The 14,667-nt window shown below is 71.2% G+C and carries 12 protein-coding genes and 1 pseudogene; 6 read left to right on the forward strand and 7 right to left on the reverse strand.

Annotation, left to right across the window (positions count from 1 at the left end):
* Window positions 1-115: 115 nt before the first annotated feature.
* From ACFYZB_RS29685 to ACFYZB_RS29695, 3 genes are all read left to right on the forward strand, one after another.
* A complete protein-coding gene (locus ACFYZB_RS29685) occupies window positions 116-1,708 on the forward strand; it encodes an FAD-binding oxidoreductase (protein WP_388763862.1) in 1,593 nt (530 codons plus the stop codon).
* 70 nt (window positions 1,709-1,778) lie between these two features.
* Complete coding sequence (locus tag ACFYZB_RS29690) at window positions 1,779-2,660, forward strand: diacylglycerol kinase family protein (protein ID WP_388763864.1); 882 nt, start codon at window positions 1,779-1,781, stop codon at window positions 2,658-2,660.
* A gap of 67 nt (window positions 2,661-2,727) precedes the next feature.
* Window positions 2,728-3,105, forward strand: coding sequence for an NUDIX domain-containing protein (locus ACFYZB_RS29695; protein WP_388763866.1), 378 nt, complete (start codon window positions 2,728-2,730; stop codon window positions 3,103-3,105).
* A gap of 87 nt (window positions 3,106-3,192) precedes the next feature.
* On the opposite strand, the gene ACFYZB_RS29700 is transcribed toward ACFYZB_RS29695, so the two are convergent.
* Both ACFYZB_RS29700 and ACFYZB_RS29705 read right to left on the reverse strand, forming a co-directional pair.
* The gene (locus ACFYZB_RS29700; protein WP_388763913.1) at window positions 3,193-4,338 is read right to left on the reverse strand and encodes an RNA polymerase sigma factor; all 1,146 of its coding nucleotides are present in this window, start codon (window positions 4,336-4,338) and stop codon (window positions 3,193-3,195) included.
* 8 nt (window positions 4,339-4,346) lie between these two features.
* Window positions 4,347-4,754, reverse strand: coding sequence for a YciI family protein (locus ACFYZB_RS29705; protein WP_388763868.1), 408 nt, complete (start codon window positions 4,752-4,754; stop codon window positions 4,347-4,349).
* A 216-nt stretch (window positions 4,755-4,970) separates the two neighbouring features.
* Here ACFYZB_RS29705 and ACFYZB_RS29710 point away from each other — a divergent pair, with 216 nt between their 5' ends.
* Window positions 4,971-7,274, forward strand: coding sequence for an FdhF/YdeP family oxidoreductase (locus tag ACFYZB_RS29710; RefSeq protein ID WP_388763870.1), 2,304 nt, complete (start codon window positions 4,971-4,973; stop codon window positions 7,272-7,274).
* Window positions 7,262-8,099, forward strand: a pseudogene (fdhD, locus tag ACFYZB_RS29715) (formate dehydrogenase accessory sulfurtransferase FdhD). Before ACFYZB_RS29710 ends, fdhD begins: the two are co-directional and overlap by 13 nt.
* A gap of 67 nt (window positions 8,100-8,166) precedes the next feature.
* Here fdhD and ACFYZB_RS29720 read toward each other — a convergent pair.
* Window positions 8,167-9,093 carry a LysR family transcriptional regulator gene (locus ACFYZB_RS29720; RefSeq protein ID WP_388763872.1) on the reverse strand — a complete coding sequence of 309 codons (927 nt, stop codon included), beginning with the start codon at window positions 9,091-9,093 and terminating at the stop codon, window positions 8,167-8,169.
* Window positions 9,094-9,271: 178 nt separating this feature from the next.
* Here ACFYZB_RS29720 and ACFYZB_RS29725 point away from each other — a divergent pair, with 178 nt between their 5' ends.
* A complete protein-coding gene (locus tag ACFYZB_RS29725; RefSeq protein ID WP_388763873.1) occupies window positions 9,272-11,755 on the forward strand; it encodes an ATP-dependent Clp protease ATP-binding subunit in 2,484 nt (827 codons plus the stop codon).
* 11 nt (window positions 11,756-11,766) lie between these two features.
* Here the strand turns inward: ACFYZB_RS29725 and ACFYZB_RS29730 are convergent, their stop codons facing one another.
* The 4 genes from ACFYZB_RS29730 to ACFYZB_RS29745 all read right to left on the reverse strand — a co-directional run bounded on the left by ACFYZB_RS29730 (window position 11,767) and on the right by ACFYZB_RS29745 (window position 14,597).
* Window positions 11,767-12,243 carry a GreA/GreB family elongation factor gene (locus tag ACFYZB_RS29730; protein ID WP_388763874.1) on the reverse strand — a complete coding sequence of 159 codons (477 nt, stop codon included), beginning with the start codon at window positions 12,241-12,243 and terminating at the stop codon, window positions 11,767-11,769.
* A 297-nt stretch (window positions 12,244-12,540) separates the two neighbouring features.
* Window positions 12,541-13,083: an adenylate kinase gene (locus ACFYZB_RS29735; protein ID WP_388763876.1), complete on the reverse strand. Its 543-nt coding sequence runs from the start codon at window positions 13,081-13,083 to the stop codon at window positions 12,541-12,543.
* Window positions 13,084-13,092: 9 nt separating this feature from the next.
* Window positions 13,093-14,124: an aldo/keto reductase gene (locus ACFYZB_RS29740; RefSeq protein ID WP_388763877.1), complete on the reverse strand. Its 1,032-nt coding sequence runs from the start codon at window positions 14,122-14,124 to the stop codon at window positions 13,093-13,095.
* 8 nt (window positions 14,125-14,132) lie between these two features.
* Window positions 14,133-14,597: a MerR family transcriptional regulator gene (locus ACFYZB_RS29745; RefSeq protein ID WP_388763879.1), complete on the reverse strand. Its 465-nt coding sequence runs from the start codon at window positions 14,595-14,597 to the stop codon at window positions 14,133-14,135.
* Window positions 14,598-14,667 lie beyond the last annotated feature (70 nt).

Here is a 14,667-nt window from a genome sequence, read left to right on the forward strand (position 1 = left end):
CACAGTGTAACGCCCCGGGCGTCGGCGCAGCAGACACCGTCGCCCCGGGCACGGCCCGCCGGCCGTCGCGCGAACCGAGCACACCGAGCACACGACCTGTGAGGACGACCGTTCAATGGACATGCTGTGGAACGGCTGGGGCGACCCGGCCAAGGCGGCACCGCTGCCCGACTCGGTGACCGGGCTGCTGCGCGACCTGCTCGGCGTCAAACCCCGCACCACCCCCGCCCTCTTCCTCGAGGACATCGACCTGCCCGCCACCACAGCCGCCCCGGCCGCGCTCAAGGCGCTCGCCGAGGCCGTAGGCGGCGAGGAGCACATCCGCACCGACAGCGAGAGCCGCATCCGGCACACCCGCGGCAAGTCCACCCCCGATCTGCTGCGCATCCGCGCCGGGGACTTCGCGGACGTCCCGCAGGCCGTGGTCCTGCCCGGTTCCCACGACGAGGTCCTCGCCGTACTGCGTGCCTGCGCCACACACGGCCTCGCCGTCGTCCCCTTCGGCGGCGGCACCTCCGTCGTCGGCGGACTCGCCCCCCAGCGCACCACCTTCCTCGCCCTGGACCTGCGCCGCATGAACGGCCTGCTGGACCTGGACCCCGTCTCACGCACCGCGGTGATCCAGCCCGGACTGCGCGCCCCCGAGGCCGAGGACCTGCTCGCCGAACACGGCTTCACCCTCGGCCACTTCCCGCAGTCCTTCGAGTGGGCCACCATCGGCGGCTTCGCGGCCGCACGCTCCAGCGGCCAGGCGTCCGCCGGATACGGCCGCTTCGACGAGATGGTCCTCGGCCTGACCCTCGCCACCCCCGAGGGCACCATCGAGACCGGCCGCGCCCCGCGCTCGGCCGCCGGACCCGATCTGCGCCAGCTCATCCTCGGCTCGGAGGGCGCCTTTGGCGTCATCACCTCCGTCACCGTACGGATCCGCCCGCTGCCGCAGGTGCGCGTCTACGAGGGCTGGCGGTTCGCCTCCTTCGAGGAGGGCGCCGCCGCGCTGCGCAGGCTCGCGCAGGACGGACCCCGGCCCACCGTGCTGCGCCTGTCCGACGAGACCGAGACCCTCATCGGCCTGGCCCAGCCCGACGCCATCGGCGGCGACCTCGCGCAGAGCGCGGCCGGCTGCCAGGTCATCACCGGCTACGAGGGCACGGCCGAGGACACGGCACAGCGGAGGGAGCAGGCGGCGGCCGTCCTCACCGCGTGCGGCGGCACCCTGCTCGGTGCGGAACCGGGCGAACGCTGGGCCCACGGCCGCTTCTCCGCGCCGTACCTGCGCGACGCACTGCTCGACATCGGCGCCTTCGCCGAAACCCTGGAGACCGCCGCCTTCTGGTCCCGCATCCCCGACCTCTACACGGCCGTGCGCACCGCGCTCACCGACACCCTCACCGAAGCCGGCACCCCGCCCCTGGTCATGTGTCACATCTCGCACGTCTACGAGAACGGCGCCTCGCTGTACTTCACGGTCGTCAGCGCCCAGGGCGAGGACCCGGTGGCCCACTGGACGCCCGCGAAGCACGCGGCCAACGAGGCCGTACTGGCGGCCGGCGGCACCATCTCCCACCACCACGGAGTCGGCACCGACCATCGTGACTGGTACGTCCGCGAGGTGGGACCGCTCGGCATCTCGGCCCTGCGTGCCGTCAAACGCCGCCTGGACCCCGAGGCCCTGCTCAACCCCGGCGTCCTGCTCCCCACCGACTGACACCATCCTGTACGACCGACCCACCAGATCCGGCCGACCCACCAGATCCGCCTGCTTCGGAGGCACACCGATGCGACAGTTCACCGCCGTCGTCAACCCCACCGCGGGCGGCTCCACCGGGGCGGCGACACTGCTGCACCTGGCCCGGCTGCTGCGCGAGGCCGGAGCCGAGCTGGAGACGGAGTACAGCCACAGCCTCGCCCACGCCCAGGACATCGCCCGGCGCGCCGGCGAGCGCGGCCGGATCGTCCTGGCCGTCGGCGGCGACGGCATCGCCGGCGGCATCGGCGGCGCACTCAGCGGCACCGGCACCGTCCTCGGCCTGGTGCCCGCAGGACGCGGCAACGACTTCGCCCGCGCGCTGAACCTGCCCGCCGACCCCGCCGCACTCGCCGGCATCCTGCTGCACGCCGAGCCCCGGCCGGTCGACACCATCGAGGTGGAGTCGGCCGTCCATGCGCGCACCGTGGTCCTGGGCAGCGTCTACGCCGGCGTGGACGCGGTGGCCAACCGGCACGCCAACCACGCCCGGCTGCTGCGCGGCTCCGCCTCCTACTACGCGGGCGGCCTGCGCGCCGTCACCACCTGGCACGCGGCCGACTACCGCGTCACCGTCGACGGCGAGGAACACACCCACCGCGGCTACACCGTCGTGGCCGCCAACTCCCCTTATTACGGCTCCGGCCGGCTCATCGCCCCCGACGCCCGTGTCGACGACGGTCTGCTGGACGTGGTGATGATCCGCGAGGCACCGCGCCGGCTGTTCTTCACCCTCATGAACGAGCTGAAGACGGGCGGTCATGTGCACCGCCCGGAAGTGCGCGTGCTGCGCGGCAGGGAACTGCGCATCGAGGCGAACCGGCCCGTCCCCTACGGTGCGGACGGCGAGGTCGACGCCACGCTGCCGGTCACGGTGCGGGTACGCCCCGGGGACCTGCCCATGCTGTACTGACCACGCGCCCGCATGGGTAGGGGGAGGACAACCCGGCCGAGCGCGCCGGGGGAGGGGTTGGTCGGTCATGACGCTGGAGCCCGCCGAGGGCGTGGTGCAGGCGGTCGTCCTGTACGACGGACGACTGCTGCTCGTGGCGGCCGGCCACGGCTGGGCACTGCCGTCCGGCACCCCCGAACCCGCCGAGCCGGCCGAGGCCACCGCGGCCCGCATCGTCTACGAACTCACCGGATATCTCGTGGACGGCACGGAGTCCCTGGCCGCACACGACGCTCCACCGGCGGACGGTACGTCGGCGGTGGTGTGCCAACTGCTGAGCGAGACCCCGTCGGACGGGGCCGCTCTCGCGCCGGCGCAGGTGCGCTGGGCGTCGATCCCCGAGACCGCCGACGTCGTACTCCCGGAAGCCGTACGCGCGTACCTTCGGGGACACACGCCCGTGTGACAGGCCTCGTGGCCCGATCCGTCGCCCGCCCGCACCACGGAGGTCGGGGGCCGTGCCGGGGCTGCGGGAAGATCTGGGCGTGATCCGTCAGCGACCCGTGCGCGCGTTGAGCCGGGCGGCCTGGCGCATCAGGTGCCGGCGCTCGGCGAGGTTGGGTGCCTTGTGGGCCGCCTCGGCGTACAGCCGTGCCGCTGTCGCCAGGTCGCCGTCCCGCTCGTGGAGGTGCGCCGCCACTGCGGCGTGGCGGGGCAGTGAGTCGCTCAGCGCCGCGAGCTCCGCCAGTCCGGCGCGCGGTCCGTCGGCCTCGCCGACGGCCACCGCGCGGTTGAGCCGGACGACCGGGCTGTCGGTCAGACGCACGAGCTCGTCGTACCACTCGACGATCTGTACCCAGTCGGTCTCCTCGGCGGTGCGCGCGTCCGCGTGGAGGGCCGCGACGGCGGCCTGGGCCTGGAACTCGCCCAGCCGGTCACGGGCGAGGGCCGCCTGCAGGATCCCGACGCCCTCGGCGATCAGGCGTGTGTCCCACAGGCTCCGGTCCTGTTCCGCGAGCGGGACCAGGCTGCCGTCGGGCGCGGTCCGGGCGGCGCGCCGGGCGTGGTGGAGCAGCATGAGGGCGAGCAGCCCCGCCACCTCGGGGTGGTCGATGGCCGCCGCGAGCTGCCGGGTGAGCCGAATGGCCTCGGCGGCGAGGTCGACGTCGCCGGAGTAACCCTCGTTGAAGACCAGGTAGAGGACGCGCAGCACGGTGGCGACGTCGCCGGGCTGGTCGAACCGCACGCCGGAGACCGTGCGCTTGGCCCGGCTGATGCGCTGTCCCATGGTCGCCTCGGGCACCAGGTAGGCCTGGGCGATCTGGCGGGTGGTGAGCCCGCCGACGGCGCGCAGCGTGAGCGCGACGGCGGACGACGGCGTCAGCGACGGGTGGGCGCACAGGAAGTAGAGCTGGAGCGTGTCGTCCACCGCGGGCGTGGGCCCGGGCGCCGGCTCCTGGTCGACGAGGTCCTCACGCCGACGGCGGGCGGTGTCCGCCCTGGCCCGGTCGAGGAACTTGCGCCAGGCCACGGTGACCAGCCAGCCCCTCGGGTCCCGCGGCGGGTCGGCGGGCCAGGCGCGGACGGCCTCGACCAGCGCGTCCTGCACGGCGTCCTCGGCCGCCGCGAAGTCGGCTCCGCGGCGGACGAGGACGGCGAGAACGCTCGGCGTGAGGCTGCGGAGCAGGGCCTCGTCCATCGATGAGGTCACTCCGTGATCGTGGGCCGGCAGCCCAGGAACGGGCGCACCTCGAGCCACTCGTGGATCGGCTTCCCGCCCGCCCCTGGGGCGGCCGACAGTTCCCCGGCCAGCTCGACGGCGCGCTCGTAGCTGTCGACGTCGATCATCATCCAGCCGGCGATGAGGTCCTTGGTCTCGGCGAACGGGCCGTCGGTGACCGGCGGGCGCCCCTCACCGTCGTACCGGACCCACGTCCCCTCCGGGGCGAGCGCCTGGCTGTCGACGAACTCGCCGGTCTTCTCGAGCCGGGCCGCGAAGTCGTTCATGTACTGCACGTGCGCCGAGATCTCCTCCGGCGTCCACTGGTCCATGGGCACGTCGTTGACCGCCGCGGGAGCGCCGCGGTAGTGCTTGAGCAGCAGGTACTTGGCCATGGTGGTTCTCCTCGGTGCTGGTGCGACCCATTGTGGTCGCGTTCACCCCGGGGACGGAGCCGGCCACGCATTCTCGACATCGCCGTGCGAGGTTTTTTCGCCACCCATCTGATAACCCGCGCTTATCACGCCATCGAAAGCACCTCTTTGACGTGACTCGGCAGAGCGGCGGATGCTGCCCCGCAGTGCCCATCGGAGAAAGAGGCGGACCGGAAGATGAGCGGTGTCGAGGACCCCGGCGACGATCTGTCGGTCACCCCGCCCAAGCGCTGGGCGACCGGTGTCCCGGCGGTGACGCACGCACTGGAGTACTCGCTGGGGCAGACGACGGTACGACGCACCGCGCTGACCCTGTGGAACATCAACCAGGTCAAGGGATTCGACTGCCCCGGATGCGCCTGGCCCGAGCCCGCACCGGGCAAGCGGCACCGCAACGAATACTGCGAGAACGGCGCCAAGCACATCAGCGACGAAGCCACCTCGCGACGGGTCACCGCGGAGTTCTTCCGCCGGCACTCGATCGCCGAACTGGACGAAAAGTCGGACTACTGGCTCAACCAGCAGGGCCGGCTGACCGAGCCCATGATCAAGCGGCCGGGTGCGGAGCACTACGAACCGATCGGCTGGGACGAGGCGCTCGACGTGCTGGCCGGAGAGCTCCGCGGGCTGGACTCACCGGACGAGGCCCTCTTCTACACCTCCGGCCGGCTGAACAACGAGGCCGCCTTCCTGCTCCAGCTCTTCGCCCGCGCCTACGGCACCAACAACCTGCCCGACTGCTCCAACATGTGCCACGAGTCCAGCGGTTCCGCGCTGATGGAGACCTTGGGCATCGGCAAGGGCAGCGTCTCCCTGGACGACATCCACACCGCGGACCTCGTCTTCGTCGTCGGACAGAACCCGGGCACCAACCATCCGCGGATGCTCACCGCGCTGGAGGAGACCAAGCGCAACGGCGGCAAGGTCATCGCGGTCAACCCACTGCCGGAGGCCGGACTCATCCGCTTCAAGCACCCGCAGAAGGCACGCGGTGTGATCGGCCGGGGCACCGCGATAGCCGACCGGTTCCTGCAGATCCGCCCCGGCGGCGACCTCGCCCTGTTCCAGGCGCTGGGCCGGCTGCTGCTGGAAGCCGAGGAAGAGCGCCCCGGCACCGTACTCGACCACGCTTTCATCAGCGCCCACACCACCGGCTTCGACGACTTCGCCGACCACGCCCGGAAGATCGCCTGGGAGGACGTCCTCGCCGCGACCGGGCTGCGCCGCGACGAGATCGAGGCCGTCCACGACCAGGTCCTGCGCAGCGGAAAGGTCATCGTCTGCTGGGCCATGGGCCTCACCCAGCACAAGCACGGTGTCCCCACCATCCGCGAAGTCGTCAACTTCCTGCTGCTGCGCGGCAACATCGGCAGGCCGGGTGCCGGCGTGTGCCCGGTGCGCGGTCACAGCAACGTCCAGGGCGACCGCACGATGGGCATCTGGGAGCGCATGCCCCAGACGTTCCTCGACGCCCTGGGCCACGAGTTCGGCTTCACCCCGCCGGCGAAGCACGGACTGGACTCGGTCGACGGCATCCGGGCCATGCGCGACGGCACGGCGAAGGTGTTCCTCGGTGTGGCCGGCAACTTCGTGCGGGCCAGCCCCGACAGCCATGTCACCGAGGAGGCGATGCGGCGGTGCCGGCTCACCGCGCACATCTCCACCAAGCTCAACCGCTCCCACACGGTCTGCGGGGACACCGCCCTCATCCTGCCCACCCTCGGCCGCAGCGACCGCGACATCCAGGCGTCCGGCGAGCAGTTCATCACCGTAGAGGACTCCATGAGCGAGGTGCACGCCTCCCGCGGTCGCCTTGAGCCGGCCTCCCCGCACCTGCTCAGCGAGGTCGCGATCATCAGCCGGCTGGCCCGCCGGACCCTCGGTGACACACCCGCCATCCCCTGGGAGGAGTTCGAGGCGGACTACGGCACCGTCCGCGACCGCATCTCCCGTGTCGTACCGGGCTTCGACGACTTCAACGCCCGGATCGCCAGGCCCGGTGGCTTCCGGCTGCCCAACCCGGTCAACCAGCGCGTCTTCCGCACCCCGAGCGGCAGGGCGGTCTTCACCGTCAACGAGTTCACGATGCCGCACATCCCCGAGGGCCATCTCCTGCTGCAGACACTGCGCTCGCACGATCAGTGGAACACCGTGCCGTACGCGATGGACGACCGCTACCGCGGCATCCACAACGCCCGCCGGGTGGTGCTCGTCAACCCCGCCGACCTGGCCGCCCTCGGGCTCGCCGACCGCGACCGGGTGGATCTGGTCGCCGTCTGGCACGACGGGCCGGAGCGCCGGGCGGAGGACTTCCGCGTCGTCGCCTACCCCACCAGCCGCGGCTCCGCCGCCTCCTACTACCCCGAGACCAACGTCCTGGTACCGCTGGACAGCGTCGCCGACATCAGCAACACCCCCACGTCCAAAGGGGTGTTGATCCGACTGGAGCCCACGCGCGGAGCAGGTCCATGGGGCGAGTGACGGTACGCAGGAGGGTGCTGCGCATCCGCGACGCAGCGAGCACCGCCCGCCCGGACACCCTGGCCGCCGAGGAGCCGATGGAGATACGGGTGGGCGGGCGCCCCCCTCACCGTGACCATGCGCACCCCGGGCGACGACTTCGACCTCGCGGCCGGCTTCCTCGCAGGCGAGGGCGTCGTCCACGGCGCCGGCGACGTGACGGGCATCCGCTACTGCGCCGGCGCCACGGCGGACGGCGGCAACAGCTACAACGTCGTGGACGTGGGCCTGGCCCCGGGCGTGGCCGTGCCGGATGCGTCGCTGGAGCGGAACTTCTACACCACCTCCTCGTGCGGCCTGTGCGGCAAGGCCAGTCTGGATGCGGTGCGCATGGCCACGAGGTGGTCCGTGGCCGAGGACCCGCTGCGTGTGAGCCCGGAGCTCCTGGCCTTGCTGCCCGGAGAACTCCGCGCGGCCCAGAAGGTGTTCGACAGCACCGGGGGCCTGCACGCGGCCGGACTGTTCACGGCGGACGGCGAGCTGCTGTGCCTGCGCGAGGACGGGGGCCGGCACAACGCCGTGGACAAGGTCGTCGGACACGCCCTGCGCTCCGGCCTGCTGCCGTTGCGCGGCACCCTGCTGATGGTCAGCGGCCGCGCCTCCTTCGAGCTGGTCCAGAAGGCCGTGCTCGCCGGGATCCCCCTGCTGGCCGCCGTCTCGGCCCCCTCCTCGCCGGCCGTGGACCTGGCGGCCGAGAGCGGGCTGACCCTGGTCGGCTTTCTGCGCGGTACGTGGATGAACGTGTACGCCGGCGCGGAGCGACTCCAGTCGCAGCCGGTGGGGTGACGTGTACTGACGCGGGCTCGCGGTGCCGCGCACACCGTTCGGCCGCATCCGAGCCCGGCGCCGTCGGCTAGCGCCCCGGATCCCCCGGCAGGCGCTCCAGGGCCGAGGCCACGTCGGTGGTGCGGGCGATGTCCGTCAGCGCCCTCGCCATCACCGACCCCGGCTCCCGGGCGGCGGTCACCAGCCCCACCGGCACCGCCGCGGCGGGCTCGACCAGCGGCACCGCCCGCATCCCGTGCGGAACACCGAACACATGGAGCCAGGCATGCGGCACGATGGCCGCCCACTGCCCCGTGCGCACATGGGCGAACAGCGCCGCCACGGAGTCGGTCTCCAGCCGGGGCGAGGGCTGGGTCCCCGCCTGCGCGAACAGCTCATCCAGCACCCGGCGGCCCTGCATCGCCGGGGTCAGCATGCACAGCGGCAGCCGTGCCGCCTCCGCCCAGGTGGCCGATGTACGCCGGGCCAGGCCGTCGGCGGCCGTGAGCAGCAGGACGTACCGCTCCTGGTACAGCGGAACCGTGTGGAAGCCTTCCGCCACGTCCTCGCGCAGATAGGTGACCCCGGCGTCGAGCTCGAAGTTCTGCAGCTGCCGCAGGATGTCCACCGACTGCATGTCCGCCGTGACCTCGACCGTGACCAGCGGGTGCGCCGCGCAGAACGGGCCGGTCAGCAGGGCGACGGCACCGGAGGCGGTCGGCACCGTACCGATCCGCATCCTGCCGCTCAACCCGGTGCGCAGGACGTCGACCTCGTCCCTGAGGGCGTCACGGTCGGCGAGGATCCGCTGCGCCCATACGACGATGCGCTCTCCCTCCGGGGTGAGGCCCTCGTACTTGCGGCCGCGCCGCACCAGCGGCACGTCGAGTTCCTCCTCCAGCTTGCGCAGCGCCTCCGACAGTGCGGGCTGGGAGACGTAGCAAGCCTGGGCCGCACGGGCGAAGTGCCGCTCCCGGGAGAGGGCGACGAGGTATTCCAGCTGACGAAAGAGCACGGCACGGGTGTACCCGACCGCACCCCGCAAAGCCAATCCCATCCGTCCCCGGGGACGCAGCGACCGGCATTTCGTGCCCTCCGTTTGCGGCGCCGGGCCCAGCGGGGTTCAGTGATTACGGACCCCCGGATCAACGACCCCCGCGGATTGCCGGCCTCCCGCACGCCCAGGAGCAGTCATGTCGATGTCGTTCGGTGCACCGTTCGGTTCGTCGGATCCCTTCAGCGAGTTGTTCAACCGGTTCTTCGGGATGTCGCCGGGGTCCTCACCTCCCGCGGTGCAGCGGGTGCCCATCGGCCGACTGCTGACGGAGTCGTCGCAGGAGCTCCTCAGCCTGGCCGCGCAGCGGGCGGTCCAGGACGGTGTGTCCGACCTGGACACCGAACATCTGCTGTGGGCCGCCACCCAGGTCGAACCGTCCCGGAGACTGCTCTCCCAGCTGGACGTCGATCCCGGCACACTGGCGGCCGAGATCGCCAAGATCCTGCCCCGGGAGTCCGGGGAGCCGTCCTCGCGACCGGGCCTCACCCCCGCGGCCAAGCGCACGCTGGGCGCCGCCTACGCCCGGTCACAGGCGACCGGTGTGTCGTACATCGGCCCGGAACACATCCTCGGCGCCCTGCTGGGCGACAGCGACACGGGCACTGCCGAGCTGCTGCGCGCCGAGGGCGTGGACACGCGGAAACTGGCCGCTCTGACCGAGCACGCCGTCGGGAACGGCGGAGTGCCGGCCGAGCGGAAGAAGACACCGGCGACGACACTGGACGAGTTCGGCCGCGATCTGACGGAGGCGGCGAAGGCGGGGAAGCTGGATCCGGTGGTGGGGCGTGCGGAGGAGATCGAGCAGACGGTCGAGATCCTCTCACGGCGGTCGAAGAACAATCCGGTGCTGATCGGTGAACCGGGTGTGGGCAAGACGGCGATCGTGGAGGGGCTGGCGCAGCGGATCGTGGCCGGTGAGGTGCCCGACACCCTCAAGGACAAGAGGGTCGTGGCCCTCGACCTGTCGGGGATGGTCGCGGGGGCGCAGTACCGGGGCCAGTTCGAGGAGCGGCTGAAGAAGGTCATCGAGGACGTCCAGGCCGCCAAGGGCCGCATCATCCTGTTCATCGACGAGCTCCACACCGTCGTGGGCGCGGGCGCCACGGGAGAGGGGTCGATGGACGCGGGCAACATGCTCAAGCCCGCCCTCGCGCGCGGTGAGCTCCACGTCGTGGGCGCCACGACGATCGACGAGTACCGCAAGTACGTGGAGAAGGACGCGGCCTTGGAGCGGCGGTTCCAGCCGGTGATGGTGCCCGAGCCCACGGTGGAGGAGACGGTGCAGATCCTCGAGGGTCTGCGGGACTCCTACGAGGCCCACCATCAGGTGCGGTTCGACGACGGTGCGCTGGTGGCCGCCGCGGAACTCTCCGACCGCTACGTCACCGACCGTTTCCTGCCCGACAAGGCGATCGACGTGATGGACCAGGCCGGCGCGCGGGTGCGGTTGCGCAGCGTGGGCCGGTCCACGGAGGTGATCGGCCGCGAGGACCGCATCGCCCAGCTCCGCCGCGAACTCGACCAGGCCGTCTCGGTGGAGGACTTCGAGAAGGCGTCGGAGCTGAAGCGGCAGATCGCCGAGGTGGAGGGCGAACTCGCCGGTATCGAAGAGCGCCGCGGGGGTGTGGTGTCGGTGACGGCCGCCGACATCGCCGACGTCGTCTCCCGCCGTACGGGGATCCCGGTGTCGCAGCTGACGGCGAGTGAGAAGGAGAAGCTGCTCAGGCTCGAGGAGGAGATGCACGGGCGGATCGTCGGCCAGGACGAGGCCGTCACCGCCGTGTCCCAGGCGGTACGGCGCAACCGGGCGGGGATGGGCGATCCGGACCGGCCGGTGGGATCCTTCCTCTTCCTCGGCCCCACAGGTGTCGGCAAGACCGAACTCGCCAAGACACTCGCGGCGTTGCTGTTCGGGGACGAGGACCGGATGATCCGGTTCGACATGAGCGAGTTCCAGGAGAAGCACACCGTCGCCCGGCTCGTGGGTGCCCCTCCTGGATATGTGGGGTACGAGGAAGCGGGGCAGCTGACCGAGAAGGTGCGCCGCCGGCCCTACAGCGTGGTGCTGTTCGACGAGGTGGAGAAGGCGCATCCGGACGTCTTCAACACCCTGCTGCAGATCCTGGACGACGGCCGGCTCACCGACGCCCAGGGGCGCACCGTCGACTTCCGGCACTGTGTGGTCATCATGACGTCCAACATCGGAGCGCACCGGATCCTGGACCACAAGGGCGATGTGTCGGAGCTGAAGGACGAGCTGATGGAGGACCTGCGGACCAGGTTCCTGCCGGAGTTCCTCAACCGGATCGACGACATCATCATCTTCCACGGGCTGACCGAGGACGATCTCGGGAAGATCGTGGACCATCTGCTGGACCGGAGCAGACGCCGCGTCCACGCCCAGGGGATGGCTCTGGAGGTGAGCGATGCGGCGAAGAGACTGCTCATCGCACACGGCCACCAGCCGGAGTTCGGTGCCCGGCCGCTGCGCCGCACGATCCAGGCGGAACTCGACAACCGCATTGCCACCCTCCTGCTCGGCGGCGAGGCCGAGCCCGGCGACACCATCGTCGCCGATGTCGATCACGACTCCCTCCACTGCACGGTCCGGAAGAACTGACCCCACACCGTTCAGCCGTGCCCGCCCTGTTCCCCGATGGACTCGACGACCACGCTCGACGGGCCGTCCGGCGTGTCGAAGCGGACCGAGTCTCCGGGGCGGTGGCCGAGCAGGGCGCGGCCGAGCGGGCTGTCGGAGGTGACCAGGTTCTGGTCGAGCGCCTCGGCGACCTCGCCGATCTGGAGCGTCTCCACCGAGCCGTCCGGGAAGCGGACGGTGACCGTGCTGCCCACGCCGGCCACGTCCGTGGGGGCGGGCCCGGCCACGTCCGCCTGTCGCAGCCGCTCGGTGATGGTCTCGATACGACGGTCCAGCCGTCCGAGCTGACTGGCGCGCTGCAACTGCTCGGCCTGGTCCGCCTGGTCGCCCACGTCCGTGCGGTCCCGCAGGATTCCGGCGACGATGCGGCGCTCGTCGCGCAGGTCGGCCAGCTCCTGCTCCAGCGCGCGGCGGGCAGTGGTGCTGATCGGCTCCGGGCCACCGGTCATGTCCGGCTCCTCTGGTCAAGGGGAGAATATTCGCGAATCGGGCATTTTATGCATCGTATCAACGAGAGTCCGAGGTCGTGCCGCTCCGCGTTCGCGGTCGGGGCGCTGGCTGCGGTGGAGGCTCCCCGTGTACCGATATACCGTGTTTACGGTGTTCTCTGCACAAGTTTCCCTCTCCCTCAAGGAGGATTCCATGTCCTCGAAGCGACGCCGGAAGAAGAAGTCGCGGCGCAACCATGCCGCCAACCACGGCAAACGACCCCAGTCCTGAAGGCGCGCGGGCAGGTGGGCCTCCGCCTATGGGCGGGGCGTCCTGTCCGCCTCCAGGGACGTCAGCCAGGCGGCGGTGTCGTCGGGGTGGTGGAAGCGGAGGGTGTCGAGAGGGGCGAAGCGCGGATCGCGGGTGCGGTGCTCGATCTCCCGACGCCTGGCGGCATGCTGGGACCAGGCCCACCAGACCGGGTGCTCACTGCTCAGCCATCCCGCCCAGGTCTCCCTGTTGCCGCCGAAGAGATCCTCGCGCATCACCGTGCGCCGCAGGGATCTGCGCAGGACGCGGGGCATGATCACGTGTCTGGGGTAGTCCAGCCATATGACGGTGTCGGCCCGGCTCCACAGCAGGTCTCGGACCGCCGGGTAGCCGACCGAGTCGACGATCCAGTGCGGCCCGGCCGCGACACGGGACACCTCTTCGGCGAAGCCGGAGTTGACGGCCCACCCGGGCCCGGTGAAATGGAGCGCGTCGATCTCGTGGTACGGAAGGTCCAGCAGACGGCTCACCCTGCGGGCCAGCGTGGATTTGCCCGCACCGCTGATCCCCGCCACCAAGATCCGCTCCATGGGCGCATGTTACGCCTGAGACTCCCGAGCCGCGGAGGTGAGGGACATGTCCGCGTAGCGCTCGCCCGCCACCCGCCCGGCGATCGGCTCCAGTACGGCCAGCTCGTCGTCGCTCAGCGTGATCCGGGTGGCCTGGGCGTTCTCGAGCAGGCGGCTGCGCTTGCGGGTCCCTGGGATCGGCACCACGGTCAGGCCGTGGACCTCGGCCCGCTGGTGCACCCAGGCCAGCGCGACCTGCGCCGTGGTGGCCCCGTGATCGGCCGCGATCCTGTGCAGCGGGGCGAGCAGAGCGGTGTTCGCCCTGGCGTTGTCGCCGGTGAAACGGGGCAGCAGCTGCCGGAAGTCGCTGCCGGACAGTTCCTTGCCCGCGTCGGAGAAGGAGCCGGTCAGAAAGCCCCGGCCGAGCGGCGAGTACGGCACGAAGGCGACACCCAGCTCGGCGGCGGTGCCCACCACGCTGCGCTCCACGTCCCGGCTGAACAGCGACCACTCCGTCTGCACCGCGGCGATGGGGTGCACGGCGTGCGCCTCGCGCAGTTCCGCACCCGTGACCTCGCTCAGGCCGAGGTGCTTGACCTTCCCCTCCCGAACCAGCTCGGCCATGGCTCCTACCGACTCGGCGAGCGGGACCCCGGGATCGCGCCGGTGCATGTAATAGAGGTCGATCGCCTCGACGTCCAGGCGGCGCAGACTCGCCTCGACGGCCTGCTTGATGTAGCCGGGATCGTTGCGGATGGCCCGGTAACCCGGGTCGTCCGCACGGTATTCGATGCCGAACTTGGTGGCCAGGGTGATCTCGTCGCGGTGCGCCGCCACGAAGGGTGCGAGGAACTCCTCGTTGGTGCCGACGCCGTACATGTCGGCCGTGTCGATCAGGGTCACCCCCGCCTCGACGGTGGCCTCCAGGGTGTCGCGGGCCGCGGCGTCGTCGGTCTGCCCGTAGGCGGCGCTGATGCCCATGGCACCGAAGCCCTGGACGCCGACGAGCGGGCCCCCGGCGCCCAGTTCGACCTTGCGGATGTGTTCGAGGGTGTTGCCCATGGTGGCGCTCAGGCCCTTTCCGACGCCCGGCGGGCGTCCGCGTAAAAGTCGATCTTGGCGTCGAGCACGGTGAGGGTGTCGTGCAACTCCGCGATCGTCGCGAGGACTTCGCGGTGGGTCCGCTCCAGCATCCGCTGCCTTTCCTCGTACGTGTCCGCTCCATGGCGGACCAGCTCGGCGTAGCGCACCATCTCGGCGACCGGCATCCCCGTCAGCCGCAGCTTGGTCACACAGGCGAGCCACTCCAGGTCCCGGTTGTCGAACCGGCGTTGACCGGCGTGCGACCGCTCCACCTGGGGCAGCAGGCCGATCTGCTCGTACCAGCGCAGCGTGTGCGGGCGAAGTCCCGTGAGCGCCGCGACCTCCTTGATCGTGTAGTGGTCCCGGCCATCGGGCCGAGGCGGCTCCGGCACCGTGGGCGCGCAGGCGTCCACGGACGAGGAGGTCACGGGGGTGCTGTCGATCACCGTCATGCCGCACACGCTAGAACGTTCAAGTGCGCTTCAAGCAAGCGCACTCGGTCCGGCGGACCCCGGATCAGGG

The sequence above is a fragment of the Streptomyces sp. NPDC001852 genome (assembly GCF_042891825.1).
GTDB lineage: Bacteria > Actinomycetota > Actinomycetes > Streptomycetales > Streptomycetaceae > Streptomyces.